This window comes from Pseudomonas sp. GW822-FHT03F08, from assembly GCF_058801265.1.
Genome location: NZ_JBXANC010000002.1, coordinates 153,746 through 171,719, shown reverse-complemented (window position 1 = coordinate 171,719; position 17,974 = coordinate 153,746). Strand labels below are relative to the sequence as shown.

Sequence of the window (17,974 nt, the reverse complement as noted above, 5' to 3'; positions counted from 1 at the left end):
ACTCAGGCAGGCATTCCCATGATCAATCAAATCGACACCGTGCTGTACACCGGCAAGACCCGCACCACCGGCGGGCGCGATGGCGCCTCGCGCAGTTCGGACGGCAACCTGGACATCAAACTGTCACCACCCGGCTCCGCTGGCAGCGGCACCAACCCGGAGCAATTGCTGGCGGCCGGTTGGTCAGCCTGCTTCATCGGCGCCATGGGCAAAGCCGCTGCCGCGTTGAAAATCAAACTGCCGGCCGATGTGGCGGTGGAAAGCGAAATCGATCTGGGCAAGACCGGTGATGCATTCTTCCTTCAGGCACGCCTGAATGTCAGCCTGCCGGGGCTGGAAACTTCGGTCGCCCAGACACTGGTGGAAGCCGCGCACCAGACCTGCCCGTACTCCAAGGCCACTCGCGGCAATATCGACGTGACCCTGCGCCTGATCTGAAACAGGTTTACGCCGGTTTCATCCTCAAACGCCCGAAGCACTGCTTTGGGCTTTTTTTTACATCACTCGTGTGCGGCATACCGGCGTGACAATCAGCGAGAACCGGCCAGCGTCTTGCGCATGAAAACCCGGGCAAATCCGTCCTCGGTGGCGCGATGGGTTTCCACAAAACCGAGCTTTTCATAGATGGCGATGTTCTCGGTCATCCGCTCGTGGGTGTACAACCGCACCGCTTCGCAGCCGGCACTCAACGCATGCTCTTCACAGAACGACATCAGCACTTTGCCCAGACCTTTGCCCTTGTGCCGAGGCGAAACCGCGACGTTGATCAGCAGCAGCTCCTGGCCTTCCCGGCTCATCACCAGCACACCGAGGATCTCCTCGTTGTCGGTCAGCACGAACGTATCGGTTTCGCGCAGCACTTGCTCGTAGTCATCGAGCATGGGCGCGGGCTTGCGGCCGATTCGGGCGATGTAGGGGCTGTAGGCCTCATCGACCAGCGCGGCGATGGGCGCGGCGTCTTCGGATTGAGCACGGCGAAGGGTCTGCAAGGGATGCCTCTTCAGTGACGATGAATAAGACGTTCAGCATGCGATGGATGGCGTTCGTTGCCAACGCCGGGCCTTTGAATTTCTGACCATTCCGGAGCCGATCCCAAGCCTTGCCGTAGCACAATCGAAGCACCCGAGGATGAACATACGTTCACCAAAAACATCGTCGGATGCGTCTAGTCTGCGGGTTCCAACATAGTGACTACAGGAGTAACCCACCATGTTCTCGCACGAAAGCGTCCCGCTGATCATCCTCTTCATCATCCTGCTGCTTGGCGTGCTGACCGCCGTTCTTCATCCGGTGCATGCGTTTTTCAGCTGGCTTAAGAGGCGCAGGCAAAGAGCATCGGCCGGGAATGTGAAAGAGGTGGATGCGCGCTGAAATCCTCCACCAGCCCGGCCAGGTCCGGGCTTTTCTGGCCTGTACGAATCCTCAGTAACGCCGTGCACACTCAAAGTAGTAGCTTTCGGCTATCAACCTTGCCGATTTCAGGGAAAGAACATGGCGAAGCGAGTCTCAAAGGCTGAGAAGGAGTTGACTGGGTGGCTGTTTCTGCTCGCAATCGTTGTCGGGCTGCCGATCTACCTGTTTGACAGAATGAACAAGTCAATTGGCTGGCAGATCCCGGCTTTGGTGGTTGGCGGAGTTCTTTTGCTGCTGATACTCAATAGCTGGTCTAAAAAGCGCGCACGACTGAAATACCTGAGAGACAAATACCAGAGCGAAGATATCGTTCAAAACATCCTCGGACGAAAAGTCTGGATCGGTCAAACTTCCGAGCAACTGATCGACTCCCTTGGCCAGCCTGCCGCTACCGATCACAAATTCTTGAAAACAAAAACCCGAGATATCTGGAAGTATCGACACCGAGGTGCGAACAGATATGGCCTTCGCATCACTGTCGAGAATGGCCAAGTCACTGGCTGGGACTCTAAATCAGGTTGAAGCCTATGAAGCGTGCACTTGCGCTCATCGCGCTTTATTGCATTGGCACCCACACCGCGTTTGCGGGTGGTTCACCCGACAGCGGTGGGCCGGCAGTCATCACTGTCGGTGAGCCGCTGATGACCGCCAGGGCCAGGCTCGTCAAACAAGGATGGAAGCCAACGCGAATGCATTCCACCGACGGATATGTATTGAGTGGTGTGGAACGAGAGCTGGTTGCACACAAGCTCTTCGAGGTAGAGACCTGCTCTGTTGATAGCTCGCGCTGCATCTTGTTTTACTCAAAGAAAGACGCCTGTCTGCGCGTCGACACCATTGGAGAGCAATTCAAGGAGATGACGGTTACACGGTGGGCCGATGAGTGTCCTGGCATGCAATAGGCGTCGTACAGGCGATCAATCGGTAGCGGCATCAACGGCGGCGCCTATCAATACAAACGGCAGCAGTACAATCACGAACACCGTCATCCACGCATTCCCGTAGGCGTCGTGAAACTTGTCACTCAGCCCTCGCTTCGGTGCCGCTGTTTCAATGGATTCACGAACCTGCAGGTCAAAACGGTAAACATCACGCGGATCCCCTTGACGATCCCGACAGCCGCCCCCGCTCACTTCGACATGGCGCTCTCCCGGCAGATACTCACGTCGCCCTGCATTTTCTGACCGCCTGTTCGCGATGTTGTAGGCCGTCATTTGCTTCTTCAGTTCGACGGTTTGAGCCGCGAATACGGATTCGCATTCATCCTTGGTGTCAAAGGTCTGGCTGATCCGTTCAATACCCTTGGGGCGATGATTCTTGTCGAGGTACACCCGCAACACACCGCCCTGCCCGTCATCACGCTGATATACCCAGCCCCCGAATCCCCACTTGTCTCCGGTATTGGTCACCGCGTTGAATTCTTCTTCGGTCAGTGGCTGATTCAGGGTGTAACCCAGCACTTGAGGTCCAATGATCGGTTGTTGCACCGACGGCGTAGCACAACCTGTCAGCGATGAAGTGATGATCGAAATTGTCAACGTGATACACAGCATCCTGCTCATGACTCGTCCTTTGAGTTGCGCCCATCACCTGAAAAACCGGAAAGGAGATTATACGGTTTCATGACAGATGGCTCTTTCCGGGATCGATCGCACACGAATCTGCGGTGAAAAAAAAGGCCTGCCATTGTGGCAGGCCTTTGTCGCTCTTGTTGCGCCCGGACTGAAGTCAAATCAACGCTTGTGTGCAGTTTTGGCGAGTTACCATCAAGCTGTCACTTGAGAATCAGCAACGGCTCGCCCTTCCTGACAATGTAAGTCGCCAGCTCCGAACCCTTTTCGTTACCGATGTTCTTCGCGATATGCGCCACGCCCTCCGGGATGAACAGCGAGTCTCCCGCCTTGAGTGTCACCGGTGCCCGGCCTTCGAGCTGGTATTCGAAGGTGCCGCTGATCACGTAGGCGACTTCAACGCCCGGATGCGCATGCCGGGGCGAGGTGATACCTGGCTCGAAATCCACCCGGGCCTGAATCACTTCGCGCTCCGCTGCGCCCAGATCCTGGCGGACCAGATCCGTGCGGCTCAGGCCTTGTTGCCAGCTCTTCGCGGGGGCGGCGGGTTGGGTGTCAGCCGCGTACGCGAGGCCGGTCAGTGAAACGAGTGCGGCGGCTGCGGTCATCAGAAGTGTGCGGCGCATGGTGTTGCCCTCTCGGAAGTAGTGAAGTGACGCCTCTACTTTGAGCATGGCATGTACCGGGAATGTGTCCCGATACCGGCGCTTGTTACCTCACTGTGTACGAGCGCGGGATTGATACACGCGCATACAACTCACACCACTTGCGACAGCCACTGCCTGAAGGCGACGACCTTTTTCGAATTCGCGTTTTCATGGGGCGTGACGAAGTAGAATCCCGAGTCGGACTTCAGCCGCAGATCAAACGGCGCCACCAGTCTCCCGGCGCGCAAATCGTCATCGACGTAGGTCGAGCGCCCGATGCACACGCCCTGCCCGTCAATCGCTGTCTGCACCGCCATCATGGCCAGATCGAAGGTCAGACGCGGGCCTTTGGTCGTGAGCGGTGGCTGGCCTGCCGCGTGCAGCCAGTCGTTCCAGTCATTGGCGGTCAGGCCGCTGACTTGCAGCAACGGGTGATGAACCAGGTCCGCCGGCGTCTTCAAAGGTTTCTCGCCCGTCAGCAGTCGCGGGCTGCACACGGGAAAGACCTCGTCGGACATCAACCAGTCAGCCCGTAATCCAGGCCATTCGCCCTTGCCGTAGCGGATCGCCGCGTCGATGCCGACCTTGCGAAAGTCGACCAGTCGAGTTAACGCGCTGATCCGCACATCGATCTCGGGATGCGCCTCGCGAAACGACGGCAGGCGCGGCAACAACCATTTGGACGCCACCGAAACCAGGGTACTGATCGTCAGGACGCTTTGGTTGTTCGCCTCCTGCAAACGCTCGGTCGAATGGCGCAGCTCCAGAAACGCCGAACGAACACCGGGAAAATAAGCGTTGCCTTCATCCGTCAGCGTCAACCCATCCTTCGAGCGCATGAACAGCCGCACGCCGAGTTCATCTTCGAGGCGGCGGATCTGATGGCTGATCGCGGTTTGCGTGACGTTCAGTTCTTCGGCGGCGCGGGTGAAACTCAAATGGCGGGCCGCACATTCGAAGGCGCGCAATCCGTTGAGCGATGGCAGTCGGGGGAGCATATGACCTCTTCAGTCCATGAGATTTTGTCATACGCTAGCACCACAGATGTCCTTTGCGAAGCGGCGCAGCGGTAGTGGATTCTGAGCCTTCACCAGGAAGGAGATCCCATGAAACTGTACTTCGCGCCCATGACCTGTTCGCTATCCCCGCACATCGTGCTGCGAGAACTGGACTTGCCGTTCGAACTGATCCGGGTCAACAACCAGACCAAGCGCACCGCCGATGGCCGGGACTTTCGCGAGATCAACCCGAAGGGCTACGTGGCGGCGCTGACGCTGGACAGCGGCGCGGTGCTGACCGAAGGTCCGGCCATTTTGCAGTACCTCGTCGACCTCGTGCCCGGTCATACGCTGGCCCCGGCCAATGGCACCTGGGAGCGCTCGCGCCTGCAGGAATACCTGAACTTCATCAGTTCGGAAATTCATGGGGGTAGCGCGCCATTGTTCAGCAGCGAAATCCCGGAATCCACCAAAACGATCTTCAAACACAAACTGTTCAAACGTCTGGATTACCTGAACCGCATCCTCGCGACCCAGCCCTTCCTGATGCAGGCGTTCGGCGTGGCGGATGCCTATCTGTTCACGGTGTTGAAGTGGCTGCCGACATTCAGTATCGCCATTGAAGACTGGCCAGCGCTGGCGAACTACATGGCGCGTATCGCCGAACGGCCCAGCGTGCGGGCGGCCATCGCGGAAGAAGATGCCACGCAACCGGTCTGAAACGCCCGGTTGCGTGGTCGTTGTCAGGCCTTGGCGGCCTCATCGATCAGCGCCGCCACTTCAGCAGCGTGGGAGGCCAGCGAGGCGTGGCTGGCGTCGAGGGTGATCACTTTTTTCGCATTGAGCCGGGCGGACATGCGCTTCTGGTTGTCCGGGTGAATCATGTGGTCCTGACTGGAAATCTGATACCAGGACGGTTTGTGCTTCCACGCCGGATCACTGATGACATCGCCAAAGGTGCTGGCCAGCGGCGCTTTCTGCGTCACGGCCATGACCAGCGCCTCATCCGCCGGCAGGTCCTGGCAGAAGCTTTCATGGAATTTGTCGGCCTTGAGCCAGAGGTAACCGTCGCTATCCGGCGCCAGATTCGGCGCGGCGGCAGGCAGATGTTCCTGAGTGATACCGCCGGGGCTTTCGCCTTGATCCGGAGCGAACGCGGCGATGTATACCAGCCCGACCACATTCGGTTGATTGCCGGCCTGAGTGATCACCGCCCCACCATACGAGTGCCCGACCAACAGCACCGGCCCGCTCACCTGAGCGACCATTTTGCGGGTGCGCTCGGCGTCGTCGGCCAGCGAGGTCAGTGGCATTTCCACGGCCTGAATCGCGCTGTAACCCTTGCGTGTCAACTCAACAATGACTTTGCCCCAGTGCGCGGCACCGCCCCAGAATCCGTGCACCAGCACAATCGTCGGTTTTTCACTCATGGCGTTTCTCCTGCGGATGATGAAGGTCGATTTACCAATGGCGCACAGGAGTATGGAACGGTTCCGGTGACGTGTCTGCCGGCCAGACCAAAGGCGCGTTTCCGGATGTGACAGTTGTCGAATGCCCCATCGCGCCTATATTGAAGAGGTTCAAACCCTCCTCCCCTCGAGCGCCCATGGCCAGCACCGATCGACTGATCATCTGCGAGCATTGCGACTGCGTGTACGAACACGCCACGCTCGCCAAACATCAGAAAACCCTGTGTTCGCGCTGCGGCGGCGTGCTCCAGCGCTATAGCGGCCTGACCGTGGAACAACGGCTGGCCTTGAGTTTCACGGCGGCGATGCTGTGGTTGTTCGCCAATTTCTACCCGGTGATGAGCATCAGCATGCAGGGCCTGAAAAACAGCGCGACCCTGTGGGATTCGGTGCTGGCGCTGAGTCAGGGGCCGATCACCTTCATGGCGATGGTCGCGGCGATCTCGATCATCATCGCCCCGGCCTTTCAGCTGGTGTTGTTGATCTGGGTGTTGAGCTTCGCCCTCGCCTCGCGCCGTTGCCCGGCCTTCAAGGTGTGCATGCGCTGGCTGGAAACATTGCGGCCGTGGAGCATGCTCGAAGTGTGTCTGCTCGGCGCCATGGTCGCGGTGTTCAAACTGGCGGGCATGCTCGACGTGATTCCCGGCATCGGTCTGTTTGCGTTGGCCGTGCTCAGCCTGTTGCTGATCCGCATCGCCGGGCGCGACGTGCGTGAACTGTGGGACATCCTATGAAACGGCCACCGACTGCCAACGAACTCAATATCTGCCTGTGCCACAGTTGCGGACTGGCCTGCGACATGACCGGCGAGCCCCACCAATGCCCGCGCTGCGACGCCCCGCTGCACCGGCGCAAGACCAACTCGCTGGCCCGCACCTGGGCCTACATGTTCGCCGCTCTGGCGTTTTACGTGCCGGCGAATCTGCTGCCGGTGATGAACACCACGCTGCTCGGCAATGGCGCCGACAGCACCATCATGAGCGGCGTGCTGGAGTTCTGGGAACACGGCGCGTGGGACATTGCCTTGATCATCTTCATCGCCAGCATCGCGGTGCCGGGGGTGAAATTCGTTGCGCTGACGCTGCTGCTGGTGACCGTGCAGCGGGACAGTCACTGGGCGCGCCGGGAACGCTCGAAGCTGTACCGATTCGTCGAGTTGATCGGCTACTGGTCAATGCTCGATGTGCTGGTGGTCGCGCTGGTGGCGGCGCTGGTGAAGTTCCAGGCGCTGGGGGATATCGAGCCGCGACCGGGGATTCTGTTCTTTGGCCTCGTGGTCGTGTTCACCATGCTCTCGGCGATGAGTTTCGACCCGCGTCTGATCTGGGATAACGCGCCGGCCGAAGAAACGGACGAACCCCAGCACTCGACTGAACAAGTGCCGGGGCATTGACCGACACAGATCAGATCTGCGCGGTGCCACCGTCAACGAACAACTCGATGCCGTTGACGAAACTGCTGTCATCCGACGCCAGGAACAACGCAGCCTTGGCGATTTCGCTCGGCTCACCCAGACGCCCGATCGGCACGATAGACGCCAGTTGATCGAACAACCCTTGAGCGTGTTCCGCCGGCACCAGCCCCGCCAGACCTGGAGTGCGCACCGGGCCGGGGCTGATGGCGTTGACGCGGATGCGCCGGGGCTTCAAGTCCAGCAACCACGACCGGGCGAAGTTGCGCACCGCCGCTTTGCTCGCGCTGTAGACGCTGAAGTTTTCCGTGCCCTGCACCGAAGTGGTCGATGAGGTCAGCAGGATCGATGCGCCATCGCGCAACAGCGGCAAAGCCTTCTGCACCGTGAACAGCGTGCCCTTCACGTTGGCGCCGAAAATCCGGTCGAAGTGCTCTTCGGTGATCGAACCCAGCGGCAGCATGTCCCCGCCACCGGCATTGGCGAACAGGATGTCGAGGTGCCCGGCCTTCTCGGCGATTTCGCGGTAGATGCGATCCAGATCGTCCAGATTCGCCACGTCACCCTGAATGCCGATGGCCCGTGGGCCGATGGCGGCGACCGCTTTGTCCAGCTCCGCCTGACGACGACCGGTGATGAATACGGTGGCACCCTGGGCGACGAATTCCTGCGCCGAGGCCAGGCCGATGCCGGTGGTGCCGCCAGTGATCAGTGCGATTTTGCCTTCAAGTCTGTTGCTCATGATGAATCTCCAGTAACCGTTTCGAGGATGGTGACGGGTCGTAGGTGAGCCGTTGAAAGCGACTTTAGGCCGATGGATTGAATTGAAAAATCCGCCAAATCGGTTTTGTTTGTGCACAGACATGCACAATACTCAGCCCTGCCTTCCCCTCCGAGCCCGAGCCGATGAATCAGTTAATGGCGATCCGCACCTTTGCCCGCGTCGTGGAAAGCGGCTCATTCACCAAAGCCGCCGACTCGCTGAACCTGCCGAAAACCACCGTCAGCAAACTGATCGGGCAACTGGAAAGCCACCTCGGCGTGCGCCTGTTGCAACGCACCACTCGCCGCCTCACCGTCACGGCCGACGGCGCTTCCTACTATCAGTTGACGCAACAACTGCTGCATCAACTGGACGACATCGATCAGGGTTTCAGCCAGGCCCAGGGGTTACCGCGCGGCAAGATCCGCGTGGACATCGGCGGCTCGACCGCGACGATGCTGGTGATCCCCGAGTTGCCGAAGTTCTTCGAGCGCTACCCGGATATCCAGATTGATCTGGGCGTCAGCGACCGCCCGGTGGACATGATCAGCGAACGCGTCGACTGCGTGATTCGCGGCGGCCCGCTGACCGAACAAACCCTGGCCGTGCGCCGCCTCGGCGAAGTGTCCTGGACCACCTGCGCCACGCCCGACTACCTGCAACGCCACGGCATACCGACCCACCCGCAGGAGTTGGCCAACCACCAGATGATCACCTACCGCTCGGCCTCCACCGGGCGCATCCTGCCGTCGAACTTCCAGCGCAACGGCGAACGCCATCAGATCGAAGGCAAAGGCCTGGTCAGCGTCAACGAGAGCAACGCGCATCTGGCGGCCGGGTTGGCGGGACTGGGGATCATCCACACCTTCAGCTACACGGTCAGGGCCGCCATCGAGCGCGGCGAACTGGTGCCGATCCTCACGGACTGGCGCCCGCCGGCGTACCCGTTTCATTTGCTGTATCCGCCGAACCGGCATTTGAGCAATCGGGTGCGGGTGTTCATCGATTGGCTGGTGGAGCGTTTTTCTCAAGTGGACTGAGCCCTCGCAATCGCGCCGTTTCGTCTAACCTGACTTTGCACCCGATGACGAATGTCATCACCCGCGCATCGATCCAGACGACCACGAAACGGAGAACTCCATGCTCAAGCGAACCCTGGCACTGACCGCTGGTTTGGCCCTGTCCCTGTCCGCCGTGCTGGCGCACGCCGCGGATGTGTTGAAGGTCAGCGCGATTCCCGACGAAGCCCCGACCGAGCTGCTGCGCAAGTTCGAGCCGCTGGGGGCTTATCTGGAGCAGAAACTGGGCATGAAAGTCGAGTTCGTCCCGGTGGCCGACTACCCGGCGGTGGTCGAAGCGTTGGCCACCAACCGCCTCGACATGGCGTGGCTCGGCGGTTTCACCTTCGTTCAGGCGCAGCTGAAAAGTGATCCCAAAGTCATTCCTTTGGTTCAGCGCGAGCAGGACGCGCAGTTCACCAGCAAATTCATCACCGCCGACCCGAGCGTCAAAAGCCTCGCCGACCTGAAAGGCAAAACCTTCGCTTTCGGTTCGGTGTCGTCGACGTCCGGCAGCCTGATGCCGCGCTATTTCATGCTCAAGGACGGCATCAAACCGGAAAGCTATTTCAGCCGCGTCGGCTACTCCGGCGCCCACGACGCCACCGTCGCCTGGGTGCAGGCCGGCAAGGTCGACGCCGGTGTGCTGAACGCCAGCGTCTGGCAGAAACTGGTGGACGCCGGCAAGGTCGACACCAACAAGGTCAAGGTCTTTGCCACCACCCCGACCTACTTCGATTACAACTGGACCGTGCGCGGCACCCTCGACCCGGCGCTGGCAGCGAAGATCAAACAGGCCTTCCTCGACCTCGACCCGGCCAACCCCGAGCAGAAGAAAATCCTCGACCTGCAAGCCGCCAGCCGTTTCATCGCCACCAGCCCGGACAACTACAAAGGCATCGAGGAAGCCGCCCGCGCCGCCGAATTGCTGAAATGACCTTGCGCCTCCGGCAGGGTTTTCTGCGCCACACCCATGGTGTCGAAGCCCTGCGCGGCGTGGATTTGCAGATCGAGGCCGGCGAACAGGTGGCGATCATCGGCCCGTCCGGCGCCGGCAAATCAAGTCTGCTGAACCTGCTGGCGACTGCCATTCGGCCCAGCAGCGGCGAAGTCGAAGTGCTCGGCGAGCGCGCCTGGCACTTGTCCGCCCACCAGCGACAACGCCTGCGCGCGCGCATTGGCCTTATCCATCAGGCGCCGCCCCTGCCGCCCCGGCAACGGGTGGTGACGGCGGTGCTGGCCGGCAAGCTTGGGCAATGGAGCCTGGGCAAAAGCCTGATCAACCTGCTGCATCCGCTGGACGTGCCCGGCGCCCGCGCCGCACTGGCGCGGCTGGATCTGGCGGACAAACTCTTCAGCCAATGCCAGCAACTGTCCGGCGGGCAATTGCAGCGCGTCGGCATTGCCCGTGTTTTGTATCAGGCACCGGAAGTGTTGCTGGCCGACGAACCGGTCTCGGCGATGGACCCGGTGCTGGCCGGGCACACGCTGTCGATCCTGTCGCGCCATGCCCGGGAGCACAACGTCACGCTGGTGGCGAGCCTGCACGCGGTGGAACTGGCGCTGGCGCACTTCCCGCGCATCATCGGTTTGCGCGAGGGGCAAATCCTCTTCGACTGCCCGTCCGCGCAGGTCAGCCGCGAGATGCTCGACACCCTCTACGCCAACGAACAACTGCAATCCCCGGCGCCGACCGTACCCCCGCTGGTTGTGCAGATTCCCCGATGCTGAGCGCCGACACCCGCGACCCCGCCGCGCTGCCACGGCTGCTGCTGACCGTGCTGGCGATTGCCTTGCTGTGGCCGGGGATTCAGCTCAGCGAACTGGATGTGGGCGTGCTGTTGCGTGCCGACAATCAGAACGAAATCGGCCGGTTTGTCTCGACGTTCTGGCCACTGGAGCATGATCGGGACTTTCTTCAACTACTGCTCAAAGCCACCCTGCAAACCCTGGCCATCGCCACCGCCGGCATGGCCATGGCGCTGTTGTTGGCGGTGCCGGCCAGCCTGCTTGCTAGCCGCGCCTTGTCGTTGTCCGCCGCCTCCCGCAGCGGCCGCCCGAGCCTGTTGGGCCGACTGCTGCGCTGGCCGGTGCGCGGACTGCTGATCTTCCTGCGCAGCGTGCCGGAAATCGTCTGGGCGCTGCTGTTCGTACGCGCCGTCGGCCTCGGCCCGGCGGCAGGCGTGCTGGCCATCGCGATCACCTACAGCGGCATGCTCGGCAAGGTCTACGCCGAAATCTTCGAATCCACCGACCAACGCCCGGCCCACGCCCTGCTCCAGGCCGGCAGCGGACGCCTGGCCAGTTTCGCCTACGGCGTACTGCCCAACGTCGCGGCGGAACTGCTCTCCTACACCGTCTACCGCTGGGAATGCGCCATCCGCGCCTCGGTGGTGATGGGCTTCGTCGGCGCCGGCGGCCTCGGCCAACAGATCGACCTGTCGATCCGCATGTTCGCCGGCGGCGAAGTCGCCAGCATGCTCCTGACCTTCCTCCTCCTCGTCCTCGGCGCCGACCAACTCAGCCGCCTGCTGCGCTGGAGGCTGGCATGAAACGCCTGATCAACCCGTTGCTGATCCTCGCCATCGTCGCCGCCGTCATTGCGTCATTCGCCTACCTTGGCCTCGACTTCGAAGAACTCGGCAGTGCTACCAGCCTTAAACAAATGGGCTCGTACGTGGGCCGCTTTCTCAGCCCCGACCTCAGCCCCGGTTACCTGAGCGCCATCCTTCGCGGCTCGATGGAAACACTCGCCATGTCCGCCCTCGGCACCCTCCTCGCTGCCGTGCTGGGACTGCTATTGGCGCTCCCCGCCGCTGGCCGCTTTGGCTGGTTTTTTCAGAGTGTTGCCCGCCTGCTGCTCAATGCCCTGCGCGCCATTCCCGAACTGGTGTGGGCTGCGTTGATGGTGCTTGCGGCCGGGCTTGGGCCGAATGCCGGGACACTGGCCCTGGCCCTGCACACCACGGGCGTACTGGGGCGGTTGTTTGCTGAAGCTCTGGAAAACACGCCGCCGGAACCGGCCGAGGCGATTCGGTTGCAAGGGGGGAATCCGGTTTTGGCGTTCTGCTACGGCACGCTGCCGAATTTGGCGCCGCAGTTGCTGGCGTATTGTTTGTATCGGTGGGAGAACAATATTCGGATGGCGAGTGTGCTGGGGTTTGTCGGGGCTGGGGGGTTGGGGCAGATGTTGTATGTGAGCTTGAGTTTGTTTCAGGAGGCGCAGGCGGGGACGGTGATATTGGCGATGTTGGGGTTGGTGTTTGCGGTCGACTTTTTGAGTGCTTGGAGTCGGGGGCGGTGGGTTAAGGCGTAAGTTGGATAGTAAAACCGAGTAAACGCAGGAGTTCGCCAAGGTCCGCTTTCGGCCAGAAGCTGACTGTCGTGGACGGCTGTGAATGACCACGCCAGGTTTCATAATTGAGTTCATCGAAAAGTAAAACCTGTCCTAGACTTCAGCCAGACTGTAAAAAATGGGACAGATTTATTTTCCAGTAGACAAGGAGATAAGCATGGCTGGCGAGCTTTATGTAGAGTCCCTCAGTAGCAGTGACGTGGATAACCTAGTCCGGTGTGGCGGCGAGTTAATAGAATCCGTATTCCACTCGGACAAAAGTGACTTGGCTGTTCTGTATACTCGGGCAGCCCTTGCTGCCGGAGCGCAAAATAGAACAAACCTGCCAGCACATTGCTACATCCGCTTTACGCAAAACAAAACTACGCAAATGAATGTCCTTCGGATGGGCAGGATACTGAATCAGACCTCTCGTCCTCCGGTCATCGTTTCAACAAGGCAGACCCTTGCAGGCTGGGCTCTGCTCAATGATATCCAAAAGGCACAACTACTCTGGGTAGAGCTTGGCAGAGCAGCCGTAACGCTCGAGTTCTATAAGGTCGGACTTTCAACCGTGAATTCCTACTACAAGGATTTCCACATGGTTCCAGAGTGAATTCGACAGGCAAAGCAAACAAGCCGAGCTCAAAAATGAAAAAATGGGACAGATTTATTTCCGGAAAAAATAAATCTATGTTCTCTATTTCAGAGTTTTTAACTAGCGAGCAATGGAATGACTGATCGATTTCTGCTGTACATTGACATCCTTGGGTTTTCTGAAATGGTCAGCAAGGAACCTAGGAAAGTAGTTAGGGTATATGAAATACTTGATACTCTAAACGTGCATAGTCGATCTGATTTTAAAGTTATCGTTTTTTCAGATACCATCCTTATCTACAACGATGTTCCAGTATCGAATGATCTAGACAGAAATTACTGTATACAGACTCTCGTCGACATTGCTAGCGACCTTCATCATCGGCTTGTCGGTCAGGATATTTTCTTTCGCGCTATTATTGTTAAAGGTGACTTTAGTCACTACGAAAGAAAACATGTCAACTGCTTCTTTGGCAGCGCTCTCATTACTGCGTACCAAGCTGAAAAAGGCATTCCATCTCTCGGGCTATTTATTTCAGATGAGTGTCGAGTTCTTGGTCTTCGACAGCCAGCAGCACATTTTTCTCCGGGACTATCATTCGTTTTTCTTTGCGAGGGACTCCAAGCATTAAGCACGCTCACTCCTAAGGCGTGGCCTATCAATCTGGGAGGTGAATACAACGAATATTTCGCAATTAATACTCCGTGGGATGTGCGATTCTTAAAAGATGTTTATACTCAAATGAGAGAGCACAGAGAGCCTGCGGTTCGGACTAAGTTTCTTACGGCATGGGACTTCTATCAACGAGAATATTCGGAAGCACTGGCTGCATTAGTTCGGAGAGATTTTAGCATTGATGCGTTAGAAAGTGGCGACTGGGAAATGGTCAATAAAAAAATGGAGGATAATATCAGGCATTTCAAACGCATAGGCTCTGGTACGGACTTGTCGAAGTCAGTACAGGAATCATCAAAACAACTCAAGACAGGCTACAAAATGAAATACAAAAAATCGTATAAGGGCTGGCAGGTTTAAAGATTTCTAGATCTGGGAAAAGCCGCGTCAGCTTTCGTTGATGTGCTGACTATGAAAAAACGCATAACCAATAATGTAAGAGCCAATTTTATTCGTACGAGCCGTCACCCATACGGCATCCATGCCTTGTTTTTTCTGCCCATACAGGTCTGCCTTTGTTGTGCAGAGATGAATCTTGCGTCGTGTGTTCGAGTCCTCTATCCAAATGCCTGCCTCACAGCGACCGGTCTTTCCGGTGGCGGGCCCTGAAAAGGTTATTTCATATGTTGATTCGCAATTAAAAACTTTGCCAGGTAAAAGGTAGGTGCCGACATCATAAGCATGGAGAGAGAAGAAGAAACTTATGCAGAAGCCACTAAGAAAAGAATATATTGCACGTTTCGCCATTTTTTCGAAAAAGGGGGCTGATTTATTTCTTATAAAATAAATCAGCCCCCTTTTCTGCTAATCGATCGACTAGGGATAGTGTTCAAAATGGATGATCGAAGTTGTTCGAGCTTACGATACCTAGAAAAGCGCTTGCAGTTGCTGGATACTCCCGATGGCGCCCCAGGTGGCATTACACGAGCATATGTGCCCGATGGAAGAGCAAGTACAATGCATGAGGCCGACCTTCAAGTCCGCAGCAATCTCGCCAGTACGCGGTACCGTCCCAAGCCCCGAGCGCTCTGCGCCATGGTTCGTGCTTCCGGAGTGGTGGCTTTCCGGAATCGACTTCGATCCGAACAGAAATCCAGCGCGATGACCGTGGTGCGTGTCGCAGCCACAGTGATCTTCATGCTTGGGCTGGGCGCAGTGTCTGCCGCTGCGCAGCCGTCAGCAAGCACCGCAGAACAGATAACAATGAGGGTGCCGCCCACCGGAGCGCGCGTATGCCTGGGGTGGCAGCAAGGCCAAACTCCGGCGCCTCAATCGTGTACAGCTTCTGGGCCGCTGACCTTAGTACCAAAACAGGACGGCATGTTGCGTGCAGGCCGTCCCGACTACGAGACGGTGGCTGGCCAACCTTTGAGCTCGTGCGTGCGGGATCGGGTGTCCGGGTTGGTCTGGGAGGGCAAGCCAGATAGCGGCAGACCTGCGTTCATACGTAGGCCGATTGGCCCACCCGACCTGGGCTATAGCTCGCTGGTCAATACCTACGGACCGCACAACCAGCCGACACCAGGAAGCCGGGCCAATACCGACGCTTATTCTTACTATGGCGATGGACGGCCGGGTGACGCCATGGCTTATGTGGCACAGGTGAATACGATGCGGTTGTGCGGCTTTACCGATTGGCGCCTGCCCACGGTGGCTGAGCTGCAGGGCTTGATCGGTATGGACGAACTGATCAATGTACTGGCCGATAAAAGGCCCGCAGAGGCGGCCGTCGATGTGCAATGGTTTCCCAACACCGTGTCGGGGAATTACATGACCTCCGAGCCTGCCGATATGACCCGCATGTGGTGCGTAAGCTTCGACTCCGGATCTGTCAACAGGTGCCACCGCAGGATGACAAGCGACACTGCGCCGTTGTTTGTTCGCTTGGTGCGCGGCCCCGAAGCTCCGGAGGCAGGGCGCTATCGCGCAGTAGCCGACGAACGCGGCGTGCCCGGCGGTGTGGTTGAAGACCGCCACACCGGCCTGGTGTGGCGCCGCTGTCAGGAGCCTCAAGTATGGAGCGGCCAGCGCTGCATCGGGATGCCTGTTCGCTACCGCTACCTGCGAGCCTTAGTAGACGCCAGCGCGCAACCGGGCTGGCGCCTGCCCACCATCAAAGAAGTCAACAGCCTTGCAGAGCGTTGGTTCAATATAGTGAACATACCCGCTGCCGATTTCCCGGCGTCCGGAACATCGCCGCTGCACGAGGGCTATTGGACTTCTACCGTCTGCAACGGTGGCTCCGAGACGCGGGACAGCAGTTCATGGGTCAGGGTCTGGGTGTTGTGGCGCGACGGCAACACTACCTGCGAGCCGCTCGTTTTGAACCTTGAGGTCCGACTTGTACGTGAGTGAAGTGCGATTTCCAGTGACCACGCGTTTCCATATATTCCTATGGGCACAAGAATATCCGTGAAAAGCATTATCATAGCTGTTGTAGGGGTTATGGCGTCGATCTTGGCAAGCTCCACGCAGGCTTCCAGCTGGCAGGTCTGTAAGTTAGAAGTAGAGATCACCGCGAGGGGGAAGCAGCCCTACGCCGAACTCCAGGGCCGTGTGGCGTCAGTTAAGGCTGACCCCGCAGACGCTCAGTGCCCGAAGACAGGAACGGTGATCACCTTCGAGCCGGAGAGCGCCGACTGGCAAAGTACGATCCCGCGTAAGCTCTGGCCTGCGTCCGGCCAATGGGTAAGGATGCGTTACCAATACCTGGATGGCATCTGCAAAGGCGACGGCAACAGCCACCCTTGCAGGATCGAGCATTACCCGATGGACTGGTGAAACGGCGTCAGCTATGCACCAGCACTTGCATCGCCACACGCAACGGCGCCGGCGACTACCGGTGATGGGGGCCTTCGCCGAGTTCGAGCGCGCCCTGATCCGTGAACGGCAACGCGAGGGCATCGCCCTGGCCAAACAACGCGGTGCCTACCGAGGCCGCAAGAAAGCCCTGTCCGGAGAGCAGGCTGTTACCCTGCGGCGCAGCGCGGCGGCCGGCGAGCCCAAGGCACAACTGGCCCGCGAGCTCAACATCAGCCGGGAAATACTCTACCAGTACCTCCGCACGGATGACTGATCCATGCCGCGTCGCTCGATCCTCTCGGCAACGGAGCGGGAAACCCTGCTTGCGCTGCCGGAGAGTCAGGATGACCTGATTCGTTATTACACCTTCAACGACTCCGATCTGTCGCTGATCCGCCAGCGGCGTGGCGATGCCAACCGCCTGGGCTTTGCGGTGCATTTTTTCCTGCTGCGCTACCCCGGCTATGCGCTGGGCACCGACAGGGACCTCCCAGAATCGGTGATCCAGTGGGTGGCCAAGCAGGTCCAGGCCGAGCCGACGAGCTGGGCGAAGTACGGCGAGCGCGACGTGACCCGCCTAGAGCACGCCCAGGAACTGCGCACCTACACGTCACGAATTTCCGCTTCTGGCCGAATGCGGACGGTCAGGAGTGACAGCTATCGGCCAAAAGCGGTCAGCCAGAGTTGCGTGCACGGACGGCAATCATAGGAGCGCGCGCCCCCATTTCTGCGAGTATTAAAGAATTAAACCCGATCTGTATCTATTCGCGTTTTTGCCACCTCGCTACGATTCATTCTCCTCCCTGGACCGAGACAACCATGCAACTCACCGACATTCCATTTGGCACCACCGATTGGTCGAAAATAGAACCCACCTTTCATCCCGGCGAAACTGGTACGGCGCTCTGGCGCACCTGTCAATTCGGCACTGCAAGAGTCCGAATGGTTGAATACAGCCCTGGCTATCTTGCCGATCATTGGTGCTACAAAGGGCATATTCTGCTCTGCCTCGACGGGCGATTGGAGACCGAACTCGATGATGGTCGCACGTTCACTTTGACTGCAGGAATGAGCTATCAGGTGGCCGACAACGCAGAGGCTCACCGGTCGTCGACCGCCATTGGTGCTAGATTGTTCATCGTGGATTGAGGCTTGAACAGGGAGGACGGCTTCTGGCCGACCACTTCCAGTTATGATGGGCGCGAGTCGGCCAGAAGCGGATCCACGGCGTCACT

At 58.8% G+C, this 17,974-nt stretch carries 23 protein-coding genes and 2 pseudogenes; 19 read left to right on the top strand and 6 right to left on the bottom strand.

Annotated elements, in window-relative coordinates; genetic code table 11:
- Positions 1-18: 18 nt before the first annotated feature.
- Positions 19-438, top strand: a complete 420-nt coding sequence (locus AC1RME_RS04680; RefSeq protein ID WP_096821774.1) for an organic hydroperoxide resistance protein — start codon at positions 19-21, stop codon at positions 436-438.
- 92 nt (positions 439-530) lie between these two features.
- On the opposite strand, the gene AC1RME_RS04675 is transcribed toward AC1RME_RS04680, so the two are convergent.
- Complete coding sequence (locus AC1RME_RS04675; RefSeq protein WP_096821773.1) at positions 531-989, bottom strand: GNAT family N-acetyltransferase; 459 nt, start codon at positions 987-989, stop codon at positions 531-533.
- A gap of 220 nt (positions 990-1,209) precedes the next feature.
- Between AC1RME_RS04675 and AC1RME_RS04670 the strand changes: the two genes are divergently transcribed.
- The 3 genes from AC1RME_RS04670 (at position 1,210) to AC1RME_RS04660 (ending at position 2,315) form a co-directional block, all read left to right on the top strand.
- Positions 1,210-1,371 carry a hypothetical protein gene (locus AC1RME_RS04670; protein WP_176504878.1) on the top strand — a complete coding sequence of 54 codons (162 nt, stop codon included), beginning with the start codon at positions 1,210-1,212 and terminating at the stop codon, positions 1,369-1,371.
- A 120-nt stretch (positions 1,372-1,491) separates the two neighbouring features.
- The gene (locus AC1RME_RS04665; RefSeq protein WP_096821772.1) at positions 1,492-1,935 is read left to right on the top strand and encodes a hypothetical protein; all 444 of its coding nucleotides are present in this window, start codon (positions 1,492-1,494) and stop codon (positions 1,933-1,935) included.
- A 5-nt stretch (positions 1,936-1,940) separates the two neighbouring features.
- Positions 1,941-2,315, top strand: a complete 375-nt coding sequence (locus tag AC1RME_RS04660) for a hypothetical protein (protein ID WP_096821771.1) — start codon at positions 1,941-1,943, stop codon at positions 2,313-2,315.
- A gap of 15 nt (positions 2,316-2,330) precedes the next feature.
- On the opposite strand, the gene AC1RME_RS04655 is transcribed toward AC1RME_RS04660, so the two are convergent.
- The 3 genes from AC1RME_RS04655 to AC1RME_RS04645 all read right to left on the bottom strand — a co-directional run bounded on the left by AC1RME_RS04655 (position 2,331) and on the right by AC1RME_RS04645 (position 4,629).
- A complete protein-coding gene (locus AC1RME_RS04655; RefSeq protein WP_141401796.1) occupies positions 2,331-2,975 on the bottom strand; it encodes a hypothetical protein in 645 nt (214 codons plus the stop codon).
- Positions 2,976-3,187: 212 nt separating this feature from the next.
- Positions 3,188-3,610 carry a cupin domain-containing protein gene (locus tag AC1RME_RS04650; RefSeq protein WP_096821769.1) on the bottom strand — a complete coding sequence of 141 codons (423 nt, stop codon included), beginning with the start codon at positions 3,608-3,610 and terminating at the stop codon, positions 3,188-3,190.
- 131 nt (positions 3,611-3,741) lie between these two features.
- The gene (locus AC1RME_RS04645; protein ID WP_096821768.1) at positions 3,742-4,629 is read right to left on the bottom strand and encodes a transcriptional regulator GcvA; all 888 of its coding nucleotides are present in this window, start codon (positions 4,627-4,629) and stop codon (positions 3,742-3,744) included.
- 108 nt (positions 4,630-4,737) lie between these two features.
- Here AC1RME_RS04645 and gstA point away from each other — a divergent pair, with 108 nt between their 5' ends.
- Complete coding sequence (gene gstA, locus AC1RME_RS04640) at positions 4,738-5,349, top strand: glutathione transferase GstA (protein WP_096821767.1); 612 nt, start codon at positions 4,738-4,740, stop codon at positions 5,347-5,349.
- 23 nt (positions 5,350-5,372) lie between these two features.
- Here gstA and AC1RME_RS04635 read toward each other — a convergent pair whose 3' ends face one another.
- Positions 5,373-6,059 (bottom strand): alpha/beta hydrolase, encoded by a 687-nt coding sequence (locus AC1RME_RS04635; protein WP_493070515.1) that lies wholly within the window; start codon positions 6,057-6,059, stop codon positions 5,373-5,375.
- A gap of 176 nt (positions 6,060-6,235) precedes the next feature.
- On the opposite strand from AC1RME_RS04635, the gene AC1RME_RS04630 reads away from it, so the two are divergent.
- Positions 6,236-6,832 (top strand): paraquat-inducible protein A, encoded by a 597-nt coding sequence (locus tag AC1RME_RS04630; protein ID WP_096821765.1) that lies wholly within the window; start codon positions 6,236-6,238, stop codon positions 6,830-6,832.
- Positions 6,829-7,491, top strand: coding sequence for a paraquat-inducible protein A (locus tag AC1RME_RS04625; protein WP_096821764.1), 663 nt, complete (start codon positions 6,829-6,831; stop codon positions 7,489-7,491). Before AC1RME_RS04630 ends, AC1RME_RS04625 begins: the two co-directional genes overlap by 4 nt.
- Positions 7,492-7,501: 10 nt before the next feature.
- Here the strand turns inward: AC1RME_RS04625 and AC1RME_RS04620 are convergent, their stop codons facing one another.
- Positions 7,502-8,251 carry an SDR family NAD(P)-dependent oxidoreductase gene (locus AC1RME_RS04620; protein ID WP_096821763.1) on the bottom strand — a complete coding sequence of 250 codons (750 nt, stop codon included), beginning with the start codon at positions 8,249-8,251 and terminating at the stop codon, positions 7,502-7,504.
- A 164-nt stretch (positions 8,252-8,415) separates the two neighbouring features.
- Here AC1RME_RS04620 and AC1RME_RS04615 point away from each other — a divergent pair, with 164 nt between their 5' ends.
- From AC1RME_RS04615 to AC1RME_RS04560, 12 genes and pseudogenes are all read left to right on the top strand, one after another.
- Positions 8,416-9,312: a LysR family transcriptional regulator gene (locus AC1RME_RS04615; protein ID WP_096821762.1), complete on the top strand. Its 897-nt coding sequence runs from the start codon at positions 8,416-8,418 to the stop codon at positions 9,310-9,312.
- Positions 9,313-9,412: 100 nt separating this feature from the next.
- The gene (locus AC1RME_RS04610) at positions 9,413-10,267 is read left to right on the top strand and encodes a putative selenate ABC transporter substrate-binding protein (RefSeq protein ID WP_096821761.1); all 855 of its coding nucleotides are present in this window, start codon (positions 9,413-9,415) and stop codon (positions 10,265-10,267) included.
- Positions 10,264-11,061 (top strand): phosphonate ABC transporter ATP-binding protein, encoded by a 798-nt coding sequence (locus AC1RME_RS04605; RefSeq protein ID WP_096821760.1) that lies wholly within the window; start codon positions 10,264-10,266, stop codon positions 11,059-11,061. The genes AC1RME_RS04610 and AC1RME_RS04605 overlap by 4 nt, the downstream gene beginning before the upstream one ends.
- Complete coding sequence (locus AC1RME_RS04600; protein ID WP_096821759.1) at positions 11,055-11,882, top strand: PhnE/PtxC family ABC transporter permease; 828 nt, start codon at positions 11,055-11,057, stop codon at positions 11,880-11,882. The genes AC1RME_RS04605 and AC1RME_RS04600 overlap by 7 nt, the downstream gene beginning before the upstream one ends.
- Positions 11,879-12,646: a phosphonate ABC transporter, permease protein PhnE gene (phnE, locus tag AC1RME_RS04595; RefSeq protein ID WP_096821758.1), complete on the top strand. Its 768-nt coding sequence runs from the start codon at positions 11,879-11,881 to the stop codon at positions 12,644-12,646. The genes AC1RME_RS04600 and phnE overlap by 4 nt, the downstream gene beginning before the upstream one ends.
- 196 nt (positions 12,647-12,842) lie before the next feature.
- Positions 12,843-13,280, top strand: coding sequence for a hypothetical protein (locus tag AC1RME_RS04590; protein ID WP_096821757.1), 438 nt, complete (start codon positions 12,843-12,845; stop codon positions 13,278-13,280).
- Between the two features lie 117 nt (positions 13,281-13,397).
- Complete coding sequence (locus tag AC1RME_RS04585) at positions 13,398-14,297, top strand: hypothetical protein (protein ID WP_493070504.1); 900 nt, start codon at positions 13,398-13,400, stop codon at positions 14,295-14,297.
- Between the two features lie 474 nt (positions 14,298-14,771).
- On the top strand, positions 14,772-16,292 hold the full coding sequence (locus AC1RME_RS04580; protein ID WP_096821755.1) for an Lcl C-terminal domain-containing protein: 1,521 nt from the start codon (positions 14,772-14,774) through the stop codon (positions 16,290-16,292).
- Positions 16,293-16,547: 255 nt separating this feature from the next.
- Positions 16,548-16,718 carry a hypothetical protein gene (locus tag AC1RME_RS04575; RefSeq protein ID WP_255261948.1) on the top strand — a complete coding sequence of 57 codons (171 nt, stop codon included), beginning with the start codon at positions 16,548-16,550 and terminating at the stop codon, positions 16,716-16,718.
- A gap of 55 nt (positions 16,719-16,773) precedes the next feature.
- Positions 16,774-17,013: pseudogene (locus AC1RME_RS04570) on the top strand (helix-turn-helix domain-containing protein); the annotation flags it as partial.
- Between the two features lie 3 nt (positions 17,014-17,016).
- A pseudogene (locus tag AC1RME_RS04565) lies at positions 17,017-17,346 on the top strand (DUF4158 domain-containing protein); the annotation flags it as partial.
- Between the two features lie 212 nt (positions 17,347-17,558).
- Positions 17,559-17,888, top strand: a complete 330-nt coding sequence (locus tag AC1RME_RS04560; protein WP_096821754.1) for a DHCW motif cupin fold protein — start codon at positions 17,559-17,561, stop codon at positions 17,886-17,888.
- Positions 17,889-17,974 lie beyond the last annotated feature (86 nt).

Bases quoted from the DNA above. Each gene is read 5' to 3' on its own strand.
- AC1RME_RS04650 (WP_096821769.1), bottom strand. From the start codon at position 3,610: ATGCGCCGCACACTTCTGATGACCGCAGCCGCCGCACTCGTTTCACTG.
- AC1RME_RS04600 (WP_096821759.1), top strand. From the start codon at position 11,055: ATGCTGAGCGCCGACACCCGCGACCCCGCCGCGCTGCCACGGCTGCTG.
- AC1RME_RS04590 (WP_096821757.1), top strand. From the start codon at position 12,843: ATGGCTGGCGAGCTTTATGTAGAGTCCCTCAGTAGCAGTGACGTGGAT.
- AC1RME_RS04625 (WP_096821764.1), top strand. From the start codon at position 6,829: ATGAAACGGCCACCGACTGCCAACGAACTCAATATCTGCCTGTGCCAC.
- AC1RME_RS04620 (WP_096821763.1), bottom strand. From the start codon at position 8,251: ATGAGCAACAGACTTGAAGGCAAAATCGCACTGATCACTGGCGGCACC.
- AC1RME_RS04585 (WP_493070504.1), top strand. From the start codon at position 13,398: ATGACTGATCGATTTCTGCTGTACATTGACATCCTTGGGTTTTCTGAA.
- AC1RME_RS04610 (WP_096821761.1), top strand. From the start codon at position 9,413: ATGCTCAAGCGAACCCTGGCACTGACCGCTGGTTTGGCCCTGTCCCTG.
- AC1RME_RS04660 (WP_096821771.1), top strand. From the start codon at position 1,941: ATGAAGCGTGCACTTGCGCTCATCGCGCTTTATTGCATTGGCACCCAC.
- AC1RME_RS04560 (WP_096821754.1), top strand. From the start codon at position 17,559: ATGCAACTCACCGACATTCCATTTGGCACCACCGATTGGTCGAAAATA.
- AC1RME_RS04580 (WP_096821755.1), top strand. From the start codon at position 14,772: ATGGATGATCGAAGTTGTTCGAGCTTACGATACCTAGAAAAGCGCTTG.
- AC1RME_RS04635 (WP_493070515.1), bottom strand. From the start codon at position 6,059: ATGAGTGAAAAACCGACGATTGTGCTGGTGCACGGATTCTGGGGCGGT.
- AC1RME_RS04630 (WP_096821765.1), top strand. From the start codon at position 6,236: ATGGCCAGCACCGATCGACTGATCATCTGCGAGCATTGCGACTGCGTG.
- AC1RME_RS04655 (WP_141401796.1), bottom strand. From the start codon at position 2,975: ATGAGCAGGATGCTGTGTATCACGTTGACAATTTCGATCATCACTTCA.
- AC1RME_RS04645 (WP_096821768.1), bottom strand. From the start codon at position 4,629: ATGCTCCCCCGACTGCCATCGCTCAACGGATTGCGCGCCTTCGAATGT.
- AC1RME_RS04605 (WP_096821760.1), top strand. From the start codon at position 10,264: ATGACCTTGCGCCTCCGGCAGGGTTTTCTGCGCCACACCCATGGTGTC.
- AC1RME_RS04665 (WP_096821772.1), top strand. From the start codon at position 1,492: ATGGCGAAGCGAGTCTCAAAGGCTGAGAAGGAGTTGACTGGGTGGCTG.
- AC1RME_RS04670 (WP_176504878.1), top strand. From the start codon at position 1,210: ATGTTCTCGCACGAAAGCGTCCCGCTGATCATCCTCTTCATCATCCTG.
- gstA (WP_096821767.1), top strand. From the start codon at position 4,738: ATGAAACTGTACTTCGCGCCCATGACCTGTTCGCTATCCCCGCACATC.
- AC1RME_RS04680 (WP_096821774.1), top strand. From the start codon at position 19: ATGATCAATCAAATCGACACCGTGCTGTACACCGGCAAGACCCGCACC.
- phnE (WP_096821758.1), top strand. From the start codon at position 11,879: ATGAAACGCCTGATCAACCCGTTGCTGATCCTCGCCATCGTCGCCGCC.
- AC1RME_RS04615 (WP_096821762.1), top strand. From the start codon at position 8,416: ATGAATCAGTTAATGGCGATCCGCACCTTTGCCCGCGTCGTGGAAAGC.